The sequence below is a fragment of the Enterocloster alcoholdehydrogenati genome (assembly GCF_013282095.1).
GTDB classification, from domain to species: domain Bacteria; phylum Bacillota; class Clostridia; order Lachnospirales; family Lachnospiraceae; genus Enterocloster; species Enterocloster alcoholdehydrogenati.
This window is the reverse complement of sequence record NZ_BLTJ01000005.1, coordinates 37858-61771: the sequence shown is the minus strand read 5'-3', so window position 1 is coordinate 61771 and position 23914 is coordinate 37858. Positions and strand designations below refer to the sequence as shown.

The 23914-nt window shown below is 47.4% G+C and carries 18 protein-coding genes; 13 read left to right on the top strand and 5 right to left on the bottom strand.

Annotated features, from left to right (window positions below):
* Nucleotides 1-11: 11 nt before the first annotated feature.
* Nucleotides 12-992 (bottom strand): AraC family transcriptional regulator, encoded by a 981-nt coding sequence (locus HW447_RS07080; protein WP_176254625.1) that lies wholly within the window; start codon nucleotides 990-992, stop codon nucleotides 12-14.
* 167 nt (nucleotides 993-1159) lie between these two features.
* On the opposite strand from HW447_RS07080, the gene rhaB reads away from it, so the two are divergent.
* From rhaB to rhaM, 4 genes are read left to right on the top strand one after another with little or no spacing between them, the layout of a single operon-like run.
* A complete protein-coding gene (gene rhaB, locus HW447_RS07075; RefSeq protein ID WP_176254624.1) occupies nucleotides 1160-2566 on the top strand; it encodes a rhamnulokinase in 1407 nt (468 codons plus the stop codon).
* A gap of 27 nt (nucleotides 2567-2593) precedes the next feature.
* Nucleotides 2594-3853 (top strand): L-rhamnose isomerase, encoded by a 1260-nt coding sequence (locus HW447_RS07070; protein WP_176254623.1) that lies wholly within the window; start codon nucleotides 2594-2596, stop codon nucleotides 3851-3853.
* 13 nt (nucleotides 3854-3866) lie between these two features.
* Nucleotides 3867-4691, top strand: a complete 825-nt coding sequence (gene rhaD / locus HW447_RS07065; protein ID WP_176254622.1) for a rhamnulose-1-phosphate aldolase — start codon at nucleotides 3867-3869, stop codon at nucleotides 4689-4691.
* A 22-nt stretch (nucleotides 4692-4713) separates the two neighbouring features.
* Entirely contained in the window at nucleotides 4714-5028 is a 315-nt protein-coding gene (gene rhaM, locus HW447_RS07060) for an L-rhamnose mutarotase (RefSeq protein WP_176254621.1), read from the top strand.
* 148 nt (nucleotides 5029-5176) lie between these two features.
* Here rhaM and HW447_RS07055 read toward each other — a convergent pair whose 3' ends face one another.
* A complete protein-coding gene (locus tag HW447_RS07055) occupies nucleotides 5177-7021 on the bottom strand; it encodes a sensor histidine kinase (protein WP_176254620.1) in 1845 nt (614 codons plus the stop codon).
* Nucleotides 6999-7745, bottom strand: a complete 747-nt coding sequence (locus tag HW447_RS07050) for a response regulator transcription factor (RefSeq protein WP_176254619.1) — start codon at nucleotides 7743-7745, stop codon at nucleotides 6999-7001. The genes HW447_RS07055 and HW447_RS07050 overlap by 23 nt, the downstream gene beginning before the upstream one ends.
* Before the next feature lie 264 nt (nucleotides 7746-8009).
* Between HW447_RS07050 and HW447_RS07045 the strand changes: the two genes are divergently transcribed.
* The 7 genes from HW447_RS07045 (at nucleotide 8010) to HW447_RS07015 (ending at nucleotide 16507) form a co-directional block, all read left to right on the top strand.
* Entirely contained in the window at nucleotides 8010-8930 is a 921-nt protein-coding gene (locus HW447_RS07045; RefSeq protein WP_176254618.1) for a carbohydrate ABC transporter permease, read from the top strand.
* Complete coding sequence (locus tag HW447_RS07040; protein ID WP_176254617.1) at nucleotides 8930-9769, top strand: carbohydrate ABC transporter permease; 840 nt, start codon at nucleotides 8930-8932, stop codon at nucleotides 9767-9769. Before HW447_RS07045 ends, HW447_RS07040 begins: the two co-directional genes overlap by 1 nt.
* Nucleotides 9770-9874: 105 nt before the next feature.
* Nucleotides 9875-11233, top strand: coding sequence for an ABC transporter substrate-binding protein (locus HW447_RS07035; protein ID WP_176254616.1), 1359 nt, complete (start codon nucleotides 9875-9877; stop codon nucleotides 11231-11233).
* 51 nt (nucleotides 11234-11284) lie between these two features.
* On the top strand, nucleotides 11285-13042 hold the full coding sequence (locus HW447_RS07030; protein ID WP_176254615.1) for a DUF2264 domain-containing protein: 1758 nt from the start codon (nucleotides 11285-11287) through the stop codon (nucleotides 13040-13042).
* Entirely contained in the window at nucleotides 13002-14132 is a 1131-nt protein-coding gene (locus HW447_RS07025) for a glycoside hydrolase family 88 protein (RefSeq protein WP_176254614.1), read from the top strand. Before HW447_RS07030 ends, HW447_RS07025 begins: the two co-directional genes overlap by 41 nt.
* 174 nt (nucleotides 14133-14306) lie before the next feature.
* Complete coding sequence (locus HW447_RS07020; RefSeq protein WP_176254613.1) at nucleotides 14307-14987, top strand: response regulator transcription factor; 681 nt, start codon at nucleotides 14307-14309, stop codon at nucleotides 14985-14987.
* Nucleotides 14984-16507, top strand: coding sequence for a sensor histidine kinase (locus tag HW447_RS07015; protein WP_176254612.1), 1524 nt, complete (start codon nucleotides 14984-14986; stop codon nucleotides 16505-16507). The genes HW447_RS07020 and HW447_RS07015 overlap by 4 nt, the downstream gene beginning before the upstream one ends.
* A gap of 92 nt (nucleotides 16508-16599) precedes the next feature.
* On the opposite strand, the gene HW447_RS07010 is transcribed toward HW447_RS07015, so the two are convergent.
* Nucleotides 16600-18369 carry an acid phosphatase gene (locus HW447_RS07010; protein WP_176254611.1) on the bottom strand — a complete coding sequence of 590 codons (1770 nt, stop codon included), beginning with the start codon at nucleotides 18367-18369 and terminating at the stop codon, nucleotides 16600-16602.
* A gap of 144 nt (nucleotides 18370-18513) precedes the next feature.
* Nucleotides 18514-19455 carry an AraC family transcriptional regulator gene (locus HW447_RS07005; RefSeq protein ID WP_243176233.1) on the bottom strand — a complete coding sequence of 314 codons (942 nt, stop codon included), beginning with the start codon at nucleotides 19453-19455 and terminating at the stop codon, nucleotides 18514-18516.
* Nucleotides 19456-19645: 190 nt separating this feature from the next.
* Here HW447_RS07005 and HW447_RS07000 point away from each other — a divergent pair, with 190 nt between their 5' ends.
* Entirely contained in the window at nucleotides 19646-22735 is a 3090-nt protein-coding gene (locus HW447_RS07000; RefSeq protein ID WP_176254610.1) for a glycoside hydrolase family 2 TIM barrel-domain containing protein, read from the top strand.
* A 16-nt stretch (nucleotides 22736-22751) separates the two neighbouring features.
* Nucleotides 22752-23912, top strand: a complete 1161-nt coding sequence (locus HW447_RS06995; protein WP_176254609.1) for an MFS transporter — start codon at nucleotides 22752-22754, stop codon at nucleotides 23910-23912.
* Nucleotides 23913-23914 lie beyond the last annotated feature (2 nt).

Sequence of the window (23914 nt, the reverse complement as noted above, 5' to 3'; positions counted from 1 at the left end):
GCAGGAGGTTTTTACCTTTCCTCCTGCTCCATGCGGCTGGATACCCGGTACTGTCTGGGGGTCAGCCCGGTATATTGTTTAAAGATGCGATGGAAATAACTGAAATTTTCATATCCCACGGCCATACTCACATCCAATATGGACAGAGCGGTTGAACGCAGGAGCGAACAGGCCTGGTTCAGCCGTTTTTTTTGTACCAGTTCCGTATAGGTACAGCCTGAGAGCCGCCGGACTGTCCGGGACAGCCAGGTCAGGTCGCAGCAGAGCCGCCCGGCTAACTGGGTCAGTTCACCGTCCTTATAATGCTCCTCCACATACTGAAAGACCTGCATCAGAATCTCCTGTTCAAAGGAGGTATGTCCTGCTTCGATCCGGTCAGTGTAGTTTAAAAGCTGGAGAAAAAGCAGTCCCATGGTGATCTGGTTCATCAGCCGTTTGTTCTGAATCTCATGAAAAATGGTCCATACCAGGTTCTCCAGCAGATTCTGGACAGGCAGGACATCCGACACCTTAAAATGCAGATAGGACAGCGGCGAATCTGCGGTCTGCAGGCATCCTACCACAAAATCCCGAAGCATACTCTGCTCCGATCCCAGCATAGCCAGTGTCTGGTCAAAAAACTCCGGCAGGATAATAAAATTGACAGCCACATCCTCTCTGCCTGCAGGAAGGATCTCCTGGGTGGCGTGCTGATTTAAAATAAGAAGTTCTCCCGTCTGCAGCACCAGACGGGTTTTGTTTATAATGTGGGTGGTCTGGCCGGAGCACATATAGATCATCTCCACATAATTGTGGGTGTGCCTGGGGAAATGGACGAACCGGGTGTGAGGACGCACCCGGATCAGACGCCCTTCCTTTAACATCTTCCCGCTGGTGATGACGAAATCAGATCCTTCGGAATAGAGGGTCTGGTCTACGCCGGATCTTCCTTCCAGGATACGCTGTTCCTCTTCGGTGATCCTGCTTAATTCAGCTAACAAAAGCTTGTTCATGGGAGCCCTCCTTTTGGTTTCAGCGCATATGCTTATTGTATCACAGATGTGCAAATAAAGACAGTTTTTTAGCCAAAAAGCGTTCTTTTTTTCTCTTTCTTTTTCCAATACAATAAAATTATAAAAGAGATTGTACGGCAAGGGATGCAGTGCAGAGGAGGAGGACGATGGAAAAGTATTATCTGGCGGTGGATATCGGCGCATCCAGCGGCCGCCATATGCTGGGACATATAGAAAACGGGAAAATGGAACTGGAGGAGATATGGCGCTTTGAAAATGGCATGAAGGATCACGACGGTTCCCTATGCTGGGATCTGGACGCGCTGTTTCGGGAAATCAAGACAGGAATCCGCCGGTGTAAGGAACTGGGAAAAGTACCGGTATCCATGGGAATCGATACCTGGGCTGTGGACTATGTGCTTTTGGATGAAAAGGATCGGGTGCTGGGAAAAACCTATGGATACCGTGACAGCCGAACAGAGGGGATGGATAAAGAGGTATATAAAATCATTCCCGAAGATCAGCTGTATGGCCGCACGGGTATCCAGAAACAGAGTTTCAACACCATTTATCAGCTGATGGCAGTAAAGAAAAACAACCCAGAGCATCTAAAGAGAGCAAGGACATTCCTAATGCTCCCCGATTACTTTCATTTCCTGCTGACAGGGGAGAAACGATCAGAGTACACCAATGCCACCTCTACCCAGCTGGTAAATGCAGCAGCCAATGACTGGGACAGAGAACTGATCCGGCGTTTAGGATATCCGGAAGATATCTTTCTTCCCTTAAGCCAGCCGGGGACGGCAGTGGGAAACTTTAAAGAGGAGATTGAAAAAGAGGTGGGATTTTCCTGCCAGATTGTCCTTCCTGCCACACATGATACGGGGTCTGCCGTTATGGCAGTTCCATATGGAGGCGATCACAGCCTGTATATCAGCTCAGGCACCTGGTCTTTAATGGGGATTGAGAGCAGAAACGCCATCTGCACAGAGGAAAGCCGACAGAGGAATTTCACCAATGAAGGCGGATATGAATACAGATATCGTTATTTAAAGAATATTATGGGCCTGTGGATGATTCAGTCGGTGAGACGGGAACTGGAGCATACATATTCATTTGCAGAGCTTTGTTCCATGGCGGCAAAGAGCAGCGGTTTTCCGTCCAGAGTAGATGTAAATGACCATGCCTTCTTAGCGCCGCCTTCCATGATACGCGCCATTCGGAAAATGTGTGCCCAGACGAGGCAGCCGGTGCCGGAGACGCCGGGAGAGCTGGCAGCAGTGGTATATGAGAGCCTAAGCGACAGCTACCGGGAGACGGTAAGAGAGATTGAAGTGCTAACAGGCCGGGTTTATGATACCATCTGTATTGTAGGAGGAGGCTCCAATGCAGATTATTTAAACCGCCTGACGGCAGAAAAATCCCATAAAAAGGTGCTGGCAGGGCCAGCAGAGGCAACCGCTATTGGAAATCTCGTGGCACAGATGATCAAAAACGGGGAATTTGACAGCTTAGAGGCAGCGAGAAGGTGCGTAGGACAGTCATTTTCCATCCGTGAATATAAGCCGGAATGAACGGGTCGGAAGAGAGGAGAATCAGATATGAATCAGACAGAACGCTATGAATCTGCAAAAGAGCTTTACAGGGGCCTTGGTATTGATACAGACCAGGTGATCAGGAGATTAAAGGAGATTCCGGTGTCCCTTCACTGCTGGCAGGGGGACGATGTAAAAGGGTTTGACCAGGACGGCCCTCTGACTGGGGGTATCCAGGCAACGGGAAATTATCCGGGAAGAGCCAGAACGCCAGAGGAACTGATGGAGGATATGGAGATGGCCATGAGCCTGATGCCGGGGAAGAAGAAGCTGAACCTTCACGCAAGCTATGCAGTCTTTGAGAACGGAGAGTATGCGGACAGAGATCAGTTAGAGCCGAAGCATTTTGCAAAATGGGTGGAATTTGCAAAGAAGCATCATATGGGAATTGATTTTAATCCTACCTTTTTCTCCCATGCAAAGGTAAAGGACGGACTGACCTTAACAAGCCCTGACAAAGAGACGAGAGAGTTCTGGATCCGTCACGGAAAGGCCTGTATCCGTATTTCCGAGTATTTTGCAAAGGAGACGGGAATCCCCTGTGTGATGAATATCTGGATCGGCGACGGTTTTAAGGATGTTCCCGCAGACCGCTTAGGCCCCAGGCTGCGCTACAGGGAGTCGATTGAAGCGATTCTGGCAGAGCCCTATGATCCCAAGCTTGTGAAGCCCTGCGTGGAATCCAAGGTATTTGGAATCGGCGTAGAGTCCTATACCGCAGGCTCCGCGGAGTTTGCCCTTTCCTTTGCTGCTACCCACCAGGGGGTTCTTCCGCTGATGGATAATGGCCATTATCACCCCACAGAGATGGTATCCGACAAGATTCCGGCCCTGTTGTGCTTCTTCCCTGAGATTGCCCTCCATGTGACCCGCCCTGTGCGCTGGGACAGCGATCATGTAGTGCTTTTTGATGATGAGACAAGGGAGATTGCAAAGGAAATCGTCAGAAATAATGCCCTGAACCGGGTATACATTGCCCTGGATTATTTTGACGCCAGCATCAATCGTATTTCGGCATGGACGGTAGGCTTTAGAAGTTTCCAGAAGGCCCTGCTGTCTGCCCTCTTAACGCCGGCGGAGCTGTTAAAGGGACTTCAGGATGAAAACCGTATGTCCGAGCTTATGATGCTGCAGGAAGAGATAAAGCTGTATCCGTTAGGAGACGTGTGGAACGAATACTGCCGTCAGTGCGGCGTGGAAGGCGGCCAGGGCTGGTTTGAGAAAGTCAAGGCATACGAGCAGGACGTATTATCAAAGAGAAAGTAAAGGGGAAAGGAACATGAAATTTTTAGATGCAGAATTTGTACAGGGATTTATCCGTATGGCCAATGACGGCTGGGAGCAGGGATGGCATGAGAGAAATGGCGGCAACTTATCCTACCGTGTAAAGCCTCAGGAGGCAGAAAGCGTAAAAGAGGAGTTTTACCCAGGAGAGTGGCGGCCCATCGGAACCACCGTTCCGGCCCTGGGCGGGGAATATTTCCTTGTAACAGGCAGCGGAAAGTATTTCAGAAATGTGATTATCAAACCAGAGGATTCCATCTGCATGATTGAACTGGATGAGTCGGGAGAAAACTACCGCATCGTCTGGGGGCTTGTAAACGGCGGAAAACCTACCAGCGAGCTGCCGTCCCACCTGATGAATCATGAGGTAAAGATGCTGGCTACCGGCGGCGCATACCGCGTGATCTACCATGCCCACACTGCGAATGTGATCGCTCTGACGTTTGTTCTGCCTCTCACAGACGAGGTATTCACAAGAGAACTGTGGGAGATGGCAACCGAATGCCCGGTAGTATTCCCTTCCGGTATCGGCGTGGTGCCGTGGATGGTTCCAGGCGGCCGCGATATTGCAGTTGCTACCAGCGAGCTGATGAAGGAGTATGATGTGGCAATCTGGGCGCATCATGGAATGTTTGCAGCAGGAGAGGATTTTGATCTGACCTTCGGCCTGATGCATACGGTAGAGAAGTCAGCAGAGATTCTGGTAAAGATGCTGTCTATGCGTCCTGATAAGCTTCAGACTATCAGTCCCCAGGATTTCAGGGATCTGGCAAGGGACTTTAAGGTAACTTTGCCGGAAAAATTTCTGTACGAGAAGTAAAGCGAAGGGGGAGAGAAATGATATGATCAGAAAAGCATTTAAGATGTTTTTATATCCGGGCATGGAGGAGGAGTATGAGAAACGCCACAATATGCTGTGGCCGGAAATGAAAGAAATGATCCATGCCCATGGCGGACATAATTATTCCATCTATCTGGACCGCGAAACCCATGTGCTCTACGGCTATATTGAGATTGAGGACGAGACGCTCTGGGCCGCCTCCGCCGATACGCCTGTGAACCGCAGATGGTGGGACTTCATGGCAGATATAATGGAAACCAATGAGGATAACAGCCCTGTATGTGTGGATCTGACGCCGGTGTTTCAGTTGGATTAGACGGAAAATTCAGATATAAAAAACAGGATAGCCATCTGACAGGGTAAATGAAAAGAGCCAGGGATTTCTCTGACTCTTTTCATTTACCCCATCAGATAGTCACAGTATCCATGCAGGTATAAATATCAGAATGTGAAAAAACAACCGGTTAGAAGGAGTCCGTTCTTTCACGTGGCAGAGGAATGGAAAACCATATTGCGGTGAATCTCCCTTCCTTGCTGGAGATCTGAAGCCGGGAAGCAGGGCCATAGGAGAGGATTAGCCTTGCGTTGGTATTAGCCAGACCGATATGCTGGCTGATTTTATTTTCCTGTTCCTTTAAACGCTCTTTTAACAGAGACAACTGTTTTTTGGACATTCCCTTTCCAGTATCGTAAATATTAAAATACATCCGGTCCCTTTTTGTGTGGACAGTAATCTGGATCCGGCCGCAGCCAGCCTTTTCGCGGAAACCATGGTAGATAGAATTTTCTACCAGAGGCTGCAGGAGCATTTTCTTTACAGATGCGTCTGCGCATTCGGGGGAGATGAAGAAAATAGTTTCAAAAAGTCCGGGATAGCGCAGCTTCATAATACTTACATATTTTTCCAGATAACTTATCTCATCCTCTACCAGTACATCCTCTTGGGCGTCACTTAGAGAATAGCGCATCATAGAGGAAAGGTTGGAGATCATCTGGCTGCACAAATTTTCACCGCCGGTAAGGCGGATGGATTCCCAATAGATGATATTTAAGGTGTTGTGGAGAAAATGAGGGTTGATCTGGTGCTGGAGAGCTTGGATCTTCCATAGCTGGAGGCGGGCCTCCTTTTCCGAATCCTGGATACGAAGGTAATTCTGCTCGATAAAAAGGTTGATTACGTTCATCAGTATAAATTCAAAGGGGCCTGACTGAAAGCTTCTGGGAACGGGAGCCTGACGTACCGCTGATTCCGGTTCTGTAAATACGGAGATGATCCGGTTCAGATATTTGTAGTCATGGCGTGTCTTAAACCAGGCCAGAATACCTGCTACTGCCATAGCCAGGCAGGTAATCAGTACATACATACTGGTCAGATGGATGGTTGTGGAGTAAATTTCCGTCCGTGGTGTCATAAGAAGACAGGAAAAGCCGTAGGAACGGGGGGAATGAAGACAGTCTGCGTGCCAAATGCCGTCACTGCCCTCAGCCATAAGGGCATTTTCTGCTAGTGGACGATCTTCCGGCGGGGATATCAGCGTCAACAGTTCTTCCTCTGAAAACAGTTTGGAGGAAGGCCAGATGGTTTGGGATCTGGGATCTGCCAGGAAAAGCTGCTGATTTTTATAGCTGAGCAGTTCATTCAGTTCCTTTTTCAGCCGGTCGGCCCGAAAGCTGTAGATCACGACGCCGTTCTGGATGCCGGTTGCCCGCTTGGAAAGTTTGCGGCAGATCAGCAGATTTTCAGAATGATATTCTGTAGATAAAAAGGGTTTGCTGGAAAATTCCATCCATGCATCTGTTTCACCTGTCCGTTCAAACAGAGACAGGATCCGGGCTTCATTTTCCTCGGAAAAAGAGAGAAGCTTGGAGGTCAAGGGGGCGAAGATCCGGCCGTAGCTGTTGGTATAATAAATGTAAATAGAATTCAGTGAGTCATTAGTATAGATCTGGTTTTGAAAACTCAGGGAAATATTTTCAATGGCCCGCAGGGATTCCAGTGAAAGAGAAGGCTCTTTAAAAGCCTGCTGCAGCTGTCGTGACACCTTTGGATTAGATGAGAGAAACAGACAGGCATTGTCTACATGGGTGTAATAATTGTCTAAAATAGATCCTGCTCTCTGTAAGGAGGCGTATGCTTTTTCTCTGGCCTCCGCCGTACTTTCCCTGGCAGTGCGGAAGATACTGTAAGCGCTTACCAGCAGAAGGGGAATCAAAAGAAGAAGCCCGTTTGCAAGCAGACTTCTGGTAAAAAAATGGATGGTAGTAGAATGAGATTTTTTTCGCAGCTTAGCTGTTCTTTGGTTTGCCATGGTTTCTGTATTCGGTGGGAGTCTGTCCCCAGTAGGCCTTAAAGGCACGTGCAAAGTTGTTGGGATTTACATAGCCGATCTGGGTACTGATATGGTAGATCCGGGCTTTAGGATCCTGAAGCAGCAGGGCTGCCTGCTTCATCCTGGCATCGTTTAACAGATCGGAAAATGTTTTTGAGGTTTTCTGGCGGATCAGCTGACTCAGATAGGAAGCATTCAGATACAGGAGGTTGGCCAGTTCAGAGAGAGTTCCGTTTTGATAGTTCTGGATACAGTAGACCATCACCTTTTGTATGATTTCATCGGAAGAAACGGTCAGTTCATCCTGAGAGGACAGATCGAATTTGGCATCCAGTTCCTGACGGATGGTACAGAACACATCTTTTAATTCCGCAAAGTCTGCAGGCTTTAAAATGTAGTAGCGAACACCATAACGGATGGCTTCCTGAGCATATTTGAAATTATCATAAGCGCTTAAAAATATGATAATGGGACGGGGGACATTTTTTAAGGAGAGTTCTTTTGCCAGCCCTATGCCGTCCATCACAGGCATACTGATATCGCTTAAAATGGCATGAACGGTATGCTCCTTTATATACTCCAGGGCTTCCAGCCCATTGTTTACCTGGCCGCATATGTGAAAGCCCTGTTCTTCCCAGGGAAAGCAGGAGGCCAGGATCGAGCGGGAACTGCTCTCATCATCGGCAATCAAAAGCTCATACATGATATCGGATCCTCCTTAATAACTGCAAAACGACCGTTTCATGTACGGTCCTGTCAGACTGCTACAAGTATACCATGTCCCAGTTTTTTAGTCAAAACAATACCCTTATTTAAAAGGAAAACCAAAAATAATGATAGACTGCCAAAATAATGATAGATAAAAATGATAGCAGAATACAACCTGAGCAGAGGCTTGCAATTCCCTCCATATGGTATACTTAATTCAGTTAAAACAAGAACATCCAAGAAAGAGGAGGTAATACCGATGAAGGTACCGCAAAAAGGGGGAGCAGCCGTTCGCAGATATCCTAAGAACTGGCGTTGGGGGATGCTTTTTATCCTCCCATGGCTGCTGGGATTTCTGATCCTGCAGGCTTACCCGCTGATCATGTCCTTATATTATTCATTCACAGACTTTTCCATTTTGTCAGATGGGAGATGGGTGGGATTGAAAAATTATATGGATCTGTTCAACAAAGACAAATACTTTGTAAAATCATTTATACTGACCTTTAAATATGCCCTCATGTCTGTGCCGATGAAGCTAATTATGGCTTTGATTGTGGCAATGATTTTAAATATGAAGCTGAAAGGCATTAATTTTTTCCGTACTGTGTACTACCTGCCTTCCATTATGGGCGGCAGCGTGGCAATCTCTATCCTGTGGCGTTTTATGTTTATGAAGGATGGAATGGTCAACAAGATTCTTGGGGTAATCCATATTCCGGCAGTGAACTGGCTGGGAGATCCGGATATTGCCCTTGTGACGATCAGCCTGTTGGTGGTCTGGCAGTTTGGCTCATCCATGGTACTTTTTCTGGCAGGTCTTAAAAATATTCCCACAGAACTTTACGAAGCAGCTTCCGTAGACGGAGCCAACAGATGGGTTCAGTTCTGGAATGTGACATTTCCGCTTTTAACACCAGTGGTATTTTTTAACCTGATTATGCAGATCATCCATGCACTTCAGGAGTTTACATCCGCATTCATTATCACAAACGGCGGACCGAATCACGGTACCTATCTGATGGGGGTAAAGATTTACGAGGATGCTTTCCAGAACCTGAAAATGGGCTATGCATCTGCCGCATCCTGGGTAATGTTCCTGACGATTCTGCTGATTACTCTGCTGGTATTCAAATCATCCAGCGCATGGGTATTTTACAATGACGGAGGAGCAGACTGATGAAACAAAAACAATCTAAACTTATTGCTTATGTGGTTCTGATTGCCATGGGAACAGCTATGCTTTATCCGTTGGTCTGGCTGTTCTTTGCCACATTTAAAGATAATAAAGAACTGTTTGGCAAGATAGCTCTTTTGCCGGAGCATATTTCCTTTTCCGCTTATAAAGAGGGATGGAAGGGAAGCGGGCAGTTTACATACTTTACATTTTATATGAATACTCTTAAGCTGGTAGTTCCTACCGTTATTTTTACTACCTTTTCTACGGGAATTGTGGCATACGGATTTGCCCGGTTTAAATTTCCTTTTAAGAAGGTGCTGTTTATGCTGATGATATCTACCCTGATGCTTCCGGATGCAGTCATCATGATCCCGCGATATGTGGCATTTAACAGCTTTGGATGGATTGACACCTATATGCCGTTCTGGGCTCCGGCTGTGCTGGCCTGCTATCCTTTCCTGATTTTTCAGCAGATCCAGTTCATGAGAAGTATCCCGAGAGAATTGGATGAGTCTGCTTATATGGACGGCTGCAATCCGTTTATTGTATATGTAAAGATCCTGGCGCCTCTTATGAAACCAGCCATGTTTTCTGTTGTTATTTTCCAGACGCTCTGGAGATGGAATGATTATTTCAACAACCTGATCTATATCAGCAGCGTAAAGAATTACACCCTGTCCTTGGCGCTTAAAATGTCTATCGACAGTCAGGGGGCATCCACTCCCTGGAATCAGATTCTGGCCATGTCCTTTGTATCACTGATCCCGCCGATTCTTCTTTATTTCTTTGCTCAAAAGTATTTTGTAGAAGGAATCACAGCGGGAGGTGTGAAGGGTTAAGCAGTTATAAACTATATAATGTATGTTCCGAGATATTCAGGAGCAAGCAGAACAGATGCAGAAGATACGCTGTTTTGCACAAATAAAAATAGGAGGAAAAACAAGATGAGAAAATGCATGAAAAAAGGTATGGCAGCAATCACAGCAGCTATGATGGCGGCAGCAGCACTGACAGGATGTTCCGTGGGCAGCAAAGAAACAGAAAAGGCATCAGAGTCTGTTAAGGAAGAGGCAAAGACAGAGACAGGTGCTAAAAGCGAAGATGAAAATGTGACTTTGCGTTTTTCGTGGTGGGGCAGCGACAGCAGACATCAGGCTCTTCTTTCTGTAATCGAAGCATATGAGAGGAAGAATCCAAATGTTAAGATTGAGGCAGAGTATCAGGGGTATGACGGTTACTATGAGAAGATCATGACTACGCTTTCCAGTAACACAGCTCCTGACATCATTCAGTTAAGCAAGGAATGGCTGCCTGATATCCAGGGTGCGAAGCACTATCTGGCAGATTTGTCCACTCTTCCCATTGATTTAACTACGTTAAAGGATCGCCTGTTAGAAATCGCCGGTACCTATAACGGGGAGCCTAACCTGTTCCCCTGCACTGTAGGAGGCGCAGTTGTTTACGTAAACACAGACTTTGCGGAAAAATACGGTGTAGATATCACAAAGGAATATACCTGGGATGAGATCAAGCAATTGGGAGCTTCCATTCATGCTCAGGACGAGGATGTGTATCTGATGACTGCAGATGCAGATATGTTAAGCCGTCTGGTGATTCAGCCATACCTGACTCAGAAAACAGGAACTCCTCTGATTAATGAGGAAACCTATGCTCCTTATTTTACGGAGCAGGATGCCACGGAAGCCTTCCAGAATGTCATGGAATTATATGAAACAAACACAATAGAGCCCTTTGGTGATGCAGCTGCTTTTGCGGGCCAGATTGACCAGAACAACAAGTGGATTAACGGTCAGATTGGTATGATCATCGACTATACGGGAAGTGCCCCAAAGTACATGAGTTCTATGGAGACTCTGGATGTAATGGCGATTCCTGTAACAGCAGATGCCAAGTGCAGCGGTGTTCCCTACAGCGGTGACCGCGGATTTGCTATCAATGATAATTCTGCACACAAGGAAGAGGCTGCTAAGTTTGTTGACTTCCTGATGAATGATCCCGAAGCCATCGCTCTGTGTAAAACGGATGTAGGCTACTGTCCGACAAAGCCGTCTGATGACATTCTGATTGAAATGGGTGTTGTAAGCGAGATCCAGAAAAAGGGCGTTGATATTTCTGAAAAGGATTCCTATACAAACAACATGATCAGCGGAAACACCGACCTGGAAGTGATCCGCAGAGATATTGTACAGGAAGTAATCTATGGAGATATTACTCCTGAGGAAGCAGGAAAGTCCTTAATGGAGCAGTACCAGGAGATTTTGAATGAACTGAAGGGGGAATAAACAAATACATCCAGCACATTCAGGCTTATGACTTAAAAAGAGGAGGCAGATATGAAGAATAAATCGGATTATCAGGAAATGCTCCTTAAAATGGTAAGACCTCTGACCCGTCATTATACTGATGACGGGTCTGGGCTTTATCTGGGAGCTGCATCAGCAGGATACGGAAACAGAATTGCGGAAATGGAAGGATTTTCCAGAGTTCTGTGGGGATTGGTCTCTTACTGGGCCGGAGGTGGAGAGGATGAGACCCTTCTTGCCACCTATCAGAGGGGGCTGGCGGCAGGTACAGATCCAACATCCCCTTTCTACTGGGGGGATCTTCACAGTAAGGATCAGAGGATGGTGGAAATGGCAGCTATCAGCTATGGGATTATGATGGTGCCTAAGAAGCTGTGGGAGCCTCTGACAGAAGAAACGAAGGAGCATCTGGCAGACTGGCTGTACCAGATCAATCTCTATTCGCAGGCAGACAATAACTGGCATTATTTTAAGGTGATTGTCAACCTGGCTTTAAAGAGTGTGGGAAAACGGTGGAATCCGCGGGAAGTAGAAAAAGCCATGGACAGTTATGAATCGTTTTATCTGGGAAACGGCTGGTATTCTGATGGAAAACGGCCCCAGAAGGATTACTATGTGTCCTTTGGAATCCATTTTTATTGTCTGCTGTATGCTCGTTTTATGGAAAAGGAAGACCCGGAGCATACCCTTCTTTTTAAAGAACGGGCAAAAACATTTTCGAAAAGCTTTATCTACTGGTTTGATGATGAGGGAAAAGCTCTGCCATTTGGTCGTTCTCTGACCTATCGCTTTGCACAGGCTGCGTTCTTTTCCGCCTGTGCGCTGGCGGGAGTTGAATGCTTTTCCTGGGGGGTGATGAAGGGAATCTTGTCCCGTCATCTGGATTACTGGATGAAACAGCCTATCTTCGACAACGGAGGAGTGCTGACAGTGGGGTATACCTACCCCAATCTTTTGATGTCGGAAACATATAACGCGCCGGGATCTCCCTACTGGGCCCTAAAGACTTTTATATTCCTGTCCTTGCCCGATGATCATCCATTCTGGAAGGTCGGGGAAGAACCTCTGCCGGTGCTTAAGCCGGTATGGGCGATAAAGGAGTGCGATATGCTGATCTGTCACAGACCGCATGAGGCAGTAGCGCTTACGGCAGGACAGTACCCAACTATGGAGCACCCTATGGCGGCAGAAAAATATGCCAAATTTGCTTATTCCACTGTGTTTGGATACTGCATTTCCCGGTCCTTTCATTGTCTGGAGCAGGCAGGAACAGATAGTATGCTTACCTTTCATGTCCACGGGATGTATTATGTGCGCCGCAGGTGTCTGGAATATGCCGTAATGAACCGGGAGGTTTATGCAAAATGGAGTCCTGCTGAGGGAATTGAGGTGGAAACCTGGCTGACTCCTACAGAGGGGGGACACAGGCGCAGGCACAGGATCGTAAGCCGGCTGGCCTGTGAAGCATACGACTGTGGTTTTTCCTATCCCGACTGTATGGAACAGACCCATCAGAAAGAGAAAAAGGGGGAGGCGGCAGTGTGGGATGAAAATGGAGAAAGCCGCCTTGAGGCTTCTCTTGGAACAGGAGTGGTCATCCATCCGTTTTCCAATATGAATCTGATTTTCCCCAATGTGCGGATTCCGGCTGTGAAGTTTCATATCTGTCCGGGAATAACAGAGATTGAAAGTCTTGTGACAGCTTCCTTTACGGAAAAGGAAATCATTATTGGAGGAGGAAACTGCTATGACTTACGAAATAGATATGCAGACAAAACTCTGGCTTAGGGAGCTGGAGAAAAAGCTGGGCAGGAAACTGGAGGCAGAGTGCCTCCGTCTTGGAAGCATCATGCCCTATGTGCCGGAAAACGGTGTTTACTATGATATGGGAGCCAGGGAGTTAAGTGCCTGGACCAATGGATTTTATGCAGGAATGCTGTGGCAGATGTACCATGCTGCCGGAAAGGAGTGCTGCCGGAAGGTGGCAGAGGGAATCGAAAAACGGCTGGACGAAGCCTTTGAGGAGTTTGTAAAGCTGGATCACGATGTAGGCTTTTTGTGGCTTCACACAGCAGTGGCAAATTGGAGGCTGACGGGAAATGAAACCTCTCGGAAGCGGGGGCTTCACGCTGCAGGGATTCTGGCAGGCCGTTATAATCCGGCAGGTCACTATATCAGGGCTTGGAACGGGGAACGTCAGGGAATTGCCATTGTGGACTGTCTGATGAATCTGCCCCTTTTGTATTGGGCGGCAGAGCAGACCGGATCAGCAGCCTGGAAAAGAATTGCCGTGGAACATACGGAGACCGCGTTAAAATATATTCTCCGCCCAGATGGCTCCTGTAATCATATGGTGGATTTTGACCCGGAGACAGGAGAATACCGGGGGAATCCTGGTGGTCAGGGCTATGAGAGCGGATCATCCTGGAGCCGGGGGCAGTCCTGGGCTATCTATGGTATGGCTCTGGCTTATCGTTATACAAAAAAACAGGAGTATCTTAACGCTTCCAAGAGGTCTGCCCATTATTTTATGGCCAATACAGCATTAAGCGGTTATGTGCCTCTACTTGACTTCAGAGCGCCCAGGGAGCCGGCTTACTATGATACGACTGCCGGGGTCTGTGCAGCCTGCGGCCTGCTGGAACTTTCAGAGCACGTAGGAGAGCTTGAAAAGGAACTTTACGTACAGTCGGCTTTAAGGTGTCTTAAGGGTATAGAGAGCTTTTGCTGCTGGGAGCCCAGGAGGGATTCCATTCTGGATGGAGGTTCTGCCCGATATGACAGGGCCTCTGACCGACAGGTTCCTATTATTTATGGGGACTATTTTTTGACAGAGGCAATATTGCGGCTGAGAGGAAAAGCATTTTTAATCTGGTAAAGGTGAAGCGGGGAGAATATCACTAAGCCAGACAGGAATTTTCTGAATCATCCTCATTGTGAAACTTGTGTGAAAACGTGGAAATGATGCGTTTTTTCTGTTAAAATAAATACAGCTTCACAGACATATGAGGTCTGCGAATGATGAAGAACAGCATACAGGAGGAAAATACCCATGGATGGTTTAAAGATATTAGTGGTGGATGATGAAGCCAGAATGAGAAAGCTGGTGAAGGATTTTCTTGTCAATAAAGGCTTTTCGGTAGAAGAGGCAGGAGACGGAGAGGAAGCTATTGACAAGTTTTTCGCTCAGAAGGATATTGCGCTGGTGCTCCTTGATGTGATGATGCCGAAGATGGATGGCTGGGAGGTTTTAAAGACCATCCGAAAATATTCCCAGGTGCCGGTGATTATGCTTACGGCCAGAGGTGAGGAACGGGATGAACTGCAGGGATTTTCTCTGGGGGTGGACGAGTATATTTCAAAGCCATTCAGTCCTAAAATTCTGGTAGCCAGAGTAGAGGCGATCCTGCGCAGATCCAACGCGGCTTCCGGAGGCGCGCTTAACGTAGGAGGAATTTCCATCGATAAGACGGCCCACCAGGTTACGATTGACGGCAGAGAGATAGAACTGAGCTTCAAAGAATTTGAGCTTCTTTCCTATTTTGCGGAAAATCAGGGAATTGCCCTGTCCAGGGAAAAAATATTAAATAATGTGTGGAACTACGATTATTTTGGAGATGCCAGAACCATTGATACCCATGTAAAGAAACTGCGCAGTAAGCTGGGAGAAAAGGGGGACTATATCAAGACCATCTGGGGAATGGGATATAAATTCGAGGTGACGGCAGAATGAAACGTTCCATCCGACTTAAGTTTACGGCCCTGTTTATCGGTCTGCTGGCAGCTGTGCTCCTTGCTATCTGGGCGGTAAACAGTTTTTTTCTGGAACAGTATTATATAAAAGAAAAAGTGAAGATCCTCCAGAATGCCTATGAGCAGCTGAACCAGTATGCCGTGGAGCAGGCGGCTAAGGGAGGCTGCGTTACGGATCAGCTTCAGAGCTTTTATTCTACAGACGGCGAGCAGACAGAGGTGAGCCGGATGCTGCGGGTAATGAATGAACAGTACAATACCACCGTAGTCGTGATCGACAGTCTGAATGACCGGACGTTTCCGGCGTTCTGGGACGGACGGCTTTTGGCAGACCTGGTGCACCAGTATATCCTTGGGAAAAAGGCTCCTGATACAGAAACCATTATTTCCGAGGAAAATTATAAGATTGAAAAAAGTTACGACAAACACAGCAAAAGCTATTACCTGCAAAACTGGGGATTTTTGGAAGATAACAGAACCATTTTTATCATGTCTATGCCTATTGCTTCGATTCACGAGAGCGTAGCTTTGTCAAACCGATTTATGGTCTATGTGGGTATGGCAGCCCTTGTGATCGGCGCGGTATTGATGTATTTTGCAGGGAAAAAGATTACCTCTCCGATCCTGTCTCTGGCCGCTCTTTCGGAACGTATGTCGGAGCTGGATTTTGATGCCAGATATACGGCTGATTCACAGGATGAGATTGGCGTCCTGGGGCACAGCATGAACACCCTTTCAGAGAAACTAAAGGATACCATTGGCGCTTTAAAGACGGCTAATAATGAACTCCAGCAGGATATTGAGGAGAAAATCCGCATTGATGAGGCTCGAAAGGACTTTATTGCAAATGTGTCTCATGAGCTTAAGACTCCCATTGCTTTGATCCAGGGCTATGCAGAGGGCCTTACGGAGGGGATGGCAGAGGATGCGGAAAGCAGGGATTATTATTGTGAGGTCATTATGGATGAGGCCGGCAAGATGAATAAAATGGTAAAGCAGCTTTTGACGCTGACCGCCCTCGAGTTTGGAAATGACAGGCCTATGATGGAGCAGTTTGATCTGACCGCCCTGATCCAGGGCGTCCTGTCATCCGCAGCTATTTTACTTCAGCAGAAAGAGGCAGTGGTGAACTTTACTGCGAAGGAACCTGTGATGGTCTGGGCGGATGAATTTAAAATCGAGGAGGTAGTGACCAACTATCTGAATAACGCGATGAATCATCTGGATGGAAGGCGGGAGATCAGGATTCGTATTCAGCAGCAGGAAAATGAAGTGACCGTTTTTGTATTCAACACCGGAAATCACATTCCAGAGGAGGATTTAGAAAAGCTGTGGACCAAGTTTTATAAGGTAGATAAGGCTCGTACCAGAGAATACGGGGGAAGCGGGATCGGCCTGTCCATCGTGAAAGCTATTATGGACTCCCATAAGAAGGCCTGCGGGGTAAGGAATGTGGAAGATGGCGTGGAATTCTGGTTTACCCTGGACTGCAGTATGTAAGGACAGTGCGTTGTCTGAAAGAGGCGCCTTCCATTGGCTGAATCAGCCGGGAAGGCGCCTCTTTTAGCTTGCCATGCACCTAAAAAGAAGGCTTACCTTACCACAACTCCACGATCGGTCATTTCCACGCTTTTTGTGCCGGTCAGACCAATGGTTTTAACAGAAGCAAAGGTTCCGTTGAGCTGTGAGGCGGTTATTATGGCTGTGCCGGAAGGTGGCTGGGGATAGTCTGTAAAATCAAGGATGAGATTACCATCAGCATTTATGGCTCCGCCTACCTTTAAGACATCCAAGCTGCTGTTGATGTCAAGGGTCAGACTGGCATCCCTGGTCTGCGTAAGGTCGCCGGAGATATTTACAGCACCATCCACCGTCTCACGGATGGATGCATTATTGTCTACAGAACTGTATCCGAAAGCATAGGGAGAAGCTGCCGTCAGGACTCCGCCGTTTACATGAACGCCGCCGGTGTAGCTGTTGCTGCCGCTGAGTTCCAGTGTGCCGGAACCGTTTTTTGTCAGACTGCCTTCGCCATCAATGTCATTTTTCCACTGATCGAAAGCATAAAATCCGCCCTTGGAAGCGTCCATATTTACCGTTACATCTACGTCAAAGGAGCCATATCCATTCCCGGCTTCGTAGAGGTTTAAACGTCCCCATCCTTCGGCATCATCCAGGAAAACATAGCCAGAGGGAAGACCGGTGGAATACAGCACCCATCTGCGCTGGGTGTCATCCAGATAGGGAAAACGAGTCTCTAAGAGAACCTCAGCGCCCTTTGGAACGGTCATTGGCCGGGTGGCATCGCCTGTCTGAGGCATATTGTAGGTCATGCGTTCGTTGTAGCGGATGGCGTTTAACTGCTCATTGTCGTAGTAGGTTACTTCAGAAGCAGAGGGATTTTTGAGAAGAAGATCCTGTGCCTCTTTGCGTGCAGCCGCCTTCAACTGGTCATTAGCCGGATCGTTTAAGGCCGCAGCGGCCAGGGCCATAGCCATGGTGCGTCCGCCCATGACATCCATAGGGGAGTGCATACCTGCAATGATACGATAGTTTCCGATTTCAGAGGCATTGGTCAGGCATTCCTGAAACCGTTCCGGAATGGCATAGGCCAAAGCCAGGGAGGCAAGATATCCGGCATTGGTGTGTCCGCTGGGGAAACCGCCGTCAGTCATGGGATCACCGGCTACACAGGGCTTTAAAGCCGGAAGAATGGAAACGTCACTGCTCCAGCGGAAGGGGCGCATATACTGATAATACACTTTGGCCGGATTACCGCTGGCATGAGGGCCGCGGACGGTATTGACAAGCTTAACCATACTTCCAAGGGCGGAGGTTTCATCAGCCCAGACGCCGTTTTCATTGCCCTTATCACTGTACTTTTTGTTTTGTGCATCTGCCGGAATCTCGTCAGGGAGGGAAGTAGCGGCATTTGACAGACCCTTAAAGCCGGTTTCATAGGGGCCAAGCCCGTCCAGGGCAGACCAGTTCTGGTTTTGCCTGTCTGTGAGATAAGCCTGAAGCGCCTGTTCGGGCGTCCGGTTCTGGGTCATGGTAATACAGGTAAAAATATTTTGATCCAGGAGCAGCTGGCCGTCCGAACCCAGCCTGGCACCGTTATCCCAGCTGGAACCAGGCTGCCAGATCTGTAAAAATGGAGAGAGTACACCAATGACTGCATTGGACTGGGGGGACTGCTGATCCATGGTGTTTGTCTTATAGGTATCCACGAAATAACCATGGGGGCCGGGAACCGGGTCAATGGCTGTGGAATCGGCCGTGGCCGCCATGACGGGTGTTGCAGTCATAACCAGAACTGCCCCAAGAGCACTGGCCTGTTTAAAAAATTTTGCATATCTCATAATGGAAACTCCTCCTCATTATGGTACAGCGATGCTGTCCCTTTGTCTATTATGTATCATAGCAAAGAAAAACAGGCAAAAACTACTCATATTTTGCCTGTTTAAGAATCTGAATTGTGCATTTTGTGCTGTTTTGCAGACGCCTTATTGTTTGGCGTCCGGGGCCACGGGATGGTAGGAGGTCTGATGGGAACTCAGCTTGTAGTCTGAGGGGGACATTCCGCAGAATTTTCGGAATACACGGTTGAACTGTGAAAAACTGGAAAAACCAGTGGATTCCGCCACCTGTGTGATCCGCATGGGAGAATTGAGCAGAAGGTACTGGGCATTCTTAATGCGGGTTAGCTGGATGTACTGAACCACCGTATACCCGGTGACATTTTTAAACTGATGGGACAGATAATAGGGGCTGATGTAGAAGGTATCAGCCAGGGAAGCCAGAGAGATGTCCTCAGTATAGTGGGTGTGAATATAGTTGGTGATGGTGTAGATCTTCTCTTTTACTCCGTTTTCCACATTGGGAACATAGTGATTCAGTTCCTGCATCTCATAGAGCAGAAAGAGAAATTCGGTAAATTTAGAGTGGATCAACAGGTTTCGTACATTCACATTTGGCACAGTTCTGGCAATATCAACGATCTCATTGAGTTTCTGGTACAGACGGTTCTGCTCTTCCCGATGAAAACGGAATACAGGCACAGGGCTGTTAAAGACAGAGAGGATCTCTTTGTAGCCGGAGGCGCAGAAACTGATCTGCTTTGGAAGCATAAAGCCGATGATAATTCGGTCGCTGGGCGGCCCTGGCAGATATTCGGACTGGTGGAGGACGGAGGGCTGCAGAACTACCAGGTCATTGGCGATCAGATCATACCGTTTTCCTTCCACAAAATGATAAGCCTTGGGACTTAGCAGGATCATCAGCTCATAAAAGCTGTGAAAATGGGGGAAATCCATGTTCACGGAGTGGCTCCGTTTATCGTAATCAAAGTAGTAAAAGGTAGAATTTTCAATGGGTGTGGATACCTCGTTGATGATAATGGAAAAGCCCTCTTCATAGAGAAGGGGAGAGTTATGATATGGTTTCATGATATATATCCCCCTGGTATTGATATGCCGTGAGGTGATTGCCCCCACAGAATGACAGATGGTTTCAGTAAAACACAAAAAAACAAAAAATGCAATACTAAAATATCATAAAGGCAAAATTAAAATAGTTATTGCGGTAAAAAGCAGGTATACTGTAGGTGATAAAATGAATCATCACAGGAGATAAAAGATGCAGATACCCCATTATTTTGAAGACCTTGACCATTTGCACATCAATACAGAGCCTGACCGCGCTTACTATATTCCTGCTTCCAGAGCGGGAAATTATTTTCTGGATCGTGAAAAATCAGACCGTTTTTTTCTCTTAAGCGGAATCTGGAGGTTCAGATATTTTCAAAGCGTGTATGATCTGCCAGAGGATTTCTGGAAGCAGGGGGTACAGGAAAAAGAATGGAAGAACGTGACAGTACCGGCCGTATGGCAAAGCTATGGCGCAGACTGCAATCAGTATATCAATACAAGGTATCCATTCCCTGTAGATCCCCCCTTTGTTCCCAGGGAAAATCCGTGCGGACTTTATGAGAGAACCTTTGAATATTACAGAGAGGAGAGTGCACCGGAGGTATTTATCAATTTTGAAGGAGTGGATTCCTGTTTTTATCTGTGGCTTAACGGGAACTTTGCAGGTTATTCCCAGGTATCTCATTCTACCAGTGAATTTTGCGTGACAGATCTGCTGCGGGAAGGGAACAACCGCTTAACAGTACTGGTATTAAAGTGGTGTGATGGAAGTTACTTAGAGGATCAGGATAAATTCCGCATGAGTGGTATTTTCCGAGATGTATACCTGCTGCGCCGACCACAAAAAGCCATTCGGGATTATTTTATCCGTACCGTGCAGATGGGGGAGAGCGTGGAAGTATCGGTGGAGCTGTCCTTTTACAGAGATATAAAGCTGCCTGTTTCTTATCGGATTCTGGATCCTTATGGAAATGAGGTTTGTTATGGAGAGAGCGGATCTGATGGGAATGTGGAGGAGCCGGTTTCTGAAAGCGCAAATAAGGAACGGATAAAGCTGCAGTTGTCTTCCTGCTTACGCTGGACAGCCGAAACACCTCTGCTTTATACTATGGAATTGTGTACCGGTCATGAGTATATCACTGACCGTTTTGGGATCCGTGAGATCTGTGTACAAAAAGGCGTGATCCATATCAACGGGACACCGGTTAAATTTCACGGTGTAAATCGTCATGACAGTGATCCCGATACAGGTTTTGCTATAAGCAGGACACAGATGGAACAAGATCTGCGCCTGATGAAGGAGCACAATGTAAATGCCATCCGCACCAGTCATTATCCGAACAGTCCGCAGTATTACCATCTGTTTGATGAGATGGGGTTTTATGTGATGGATGAGGCGGATAATGAGAGCCATGGAACGGATAAGATCTTTAAAAAAACAGATGACTGGAATACTCATGTGAAGCAGTGGAACCGGCTGCTTGCAGATAATCCGGCATATACAGAGGCGGTTCTGGACCGTGTAAAACGCTGTGTAGAGAGGGATAAGAACCGAGCCTGCGTGGTGATCTGGTCCATGGGAAATGAAAGCGCCTATGGCTGTGCGTTTGAATCTGCCATGGCATGGACGAAGAAGCGGGACGATACAAGGCTCTGCCATTATGAGGGCGCACGCTATGTACCGGATGTGAAGAAGTATGATTTCAGTCATATGGATATTTACAGCCGTATGTATCCGGAGTTTGAGGAAATTCGGCAGTATTTTGAAGAACCTCAGAGGCGCATTTTTACGGAGGATCTTCCCTTTATGATGTGCGAATACTGCCATGCCATGGGAAATGGCCCCGGCGATCTGGAGGACTATTTTGAGTGGATTCACCGCTATGACGGGATGTGCGGCGGCTTTGTATGGGAGTGGTGTGACCATGCAGTTCGGGGAGAAAAAGGCTTTTTGTATGGAGGAGATAATGGTGAGGAGCTCCATGATGGAAACTTCTGTGTTGATGGACTGGTATCGCCGGACCGTGTTCCGCATCCGGGGTTAAGGGAGTTTAAAAATGTGTACCGTCCGGCCCGTATCCGGGAAATCAACTGGGATGCAGGAGAAGTAACATTCAAAAATTATATGGATTTTACGGATCTTGCAGACTATGTGTATCTGAAATGGGAAGCAGTGCAGGATGGAGAAACAGTTATGGAAATGATTCAGAGAGAACTGCCGTCGATCCCTCCCCACGGTACAGTTTGCATAAAGTTTCCGGTACAGTTTGCAGCAGAGGGAAGAGGTTTTCTGCGGGTGAGATATTACCTGAAACAGAAAACACCGGGATTGAAGGAAGGCCATGAGCTGGGCTTTGACGAGGCAGAAGTGCCTGAGACGAAAACGCAGGATTCTCTTCCAAAACTGGCGTTGGGACATTCCGAAAAATCGCTTCAAATTGATCTGAAAGAAACGGAACGTTTTGTGGAAATTCTGGGAGAGAACTTTACATACAAATATGATAAATTTCTGGGGACCTTTTCAGGACTGAAAAAAATGGGGCAGGAATATCTGGTTCATCCCATGGAATATAACATCTGGCGCGCTCCGACGGATAATGACCGCAAGATCCGTCTGGAGTGGCAGCGTGCCGGATATGACAGAACAAGGGTGCGCACTTATTTGACGAAGGTAAGCCAAAGAGAGGATAAAACGGTGGAACTGATGACAGACTTATCCATATCAGCGGTTCACATTCAAAGGATTTTAAATATCAGGGCACGATGGATCGTGGATGAGAAAGGGAAGATCACAGTGAAACTTGACGTAAATAAAAACATGGAATTTCCATGTCTGCCCCGATTTGGCCTGCGCCTTTTTCTGAATCCGGCCCTTACGCAAGCGGCTTATTATGGAATGGGACCGGACGAGAGTTATGTGGATAAGCACAGGGCATCCTGGCATGGTATATTTAAGGGGAATATAAGGACTATGCATAAGCCCTATCTCAGACCTCAGGAGTATGGGGCTCATTGGGACTGCGGCTGGTGCAGTCTTGCAGGCGGGGGACGGTTCATACAGGCAGCCTCCAGTCAGGCATTTATGTTTCAGGTATGCCCGTATACGCAGGAGGAACTTGAAAAGAAGAGGCATGATTTTGAGTTGGAGGAAACGGACAGTACCGTTCTCTGTCTGGATCACTGTCAGAGCGGGATCGGTTCAGGAAGCTGCGGTCCTAAACTGTCAGAGAAATACCAGTTTAATGAGGAACTGTTTTCACGAACCTGGACCATAGAGCTGGGAGCGAAGGAACCATAAAGTGAGGAGAAGGAAGATGAAACAAAGAAAGTGGGCCGCATTTTTAGGTTTTGCCCTTTTGATGGCTGGATTGGGGGCAAATGATGCTCTGCGGGGAATCTTTGCCCCTGTCTTTCAGGAACGGTATGGACTGAATGGAAGCCAGCTCTCCCTGATTGTTACCATTAGCTATGTGGGAAATCTGTTGTTTTTGAGTGCAGGGGGAAAGCTTTTAGATCTTTTTCCGAGAAAACGGGTGGCGATGGCAGTAACAGCTGTCTGGGCGGCGGCCATTGTGATGAACCTGCTGTCGGATGGCTATACCTGGATTCTGGTTTCCATGTTTTTTGCCCTGGGAGCGTCCACCCTTTTAAATACAACGGTCAATATTCTGACTCCTGCCGTATTTGCAGGCTATGCGGGGCTGATGGTAAACCTGTTTTTCTTTATTCAGGGCATAGGTACCAGCATGAGCCAGCTGCTTTTAGGCAGATATGCTTTTCACTATGGAGGGTGGAAATGGATTAATGCGGTTTTATTGATTATAGCCGGCCTGGTGATCCTTTTATTTTTCTTTTTAAAGGTTCCGGAACAGGAAAAAGAGAAAGAAAGTCAGACGGAATCAGAGAAAAAAGAGCCGGATCGTGTGGTCTTGTGGATCTTTACAGCAATGATGGGCTGCTATTTTATTGGCGAGCATGGAATTATGAACTGGCTGCTGTCTTACTGTATCTCAGCTTTCTCAATGGAGGCAGGGGAAGCATCCTTAAGCCTGTCTTTATTCTGGGGCGGAATGACCGCAGGGAGGCTTTTGTTTGCGCCTGCAGTTCAGAAAATGGGGACAGTAAAGAGCATGAAACTGTTTGGGGGAATCGGAACTGCCATGTTCTGCATCGGCTGCGTTGTGGGGGAAAAGGGGGTGCTGATATTAGGGGCCTCCGGCTTTGCGCTTGCTGTTTTATATCCGACCATGGTACTCCTGATCCAGCAGATCTATCCAGCCCGGACAGCAGCTACCAGAACCGGTATGATCATCAGCACAGCCACGGTGGCCGATATTGCCTTTAATATGCTTTTTGGAGCTGCCTCTTCTGCCTGGGGCTACAGGGCGAGCTTCATGATTCTTCCGGCAGCCATGGCTGTATTTTACAGTCTTTATATAAAACTGACCGAAATGTTAAAAGAAAGTGAGCGATAGTG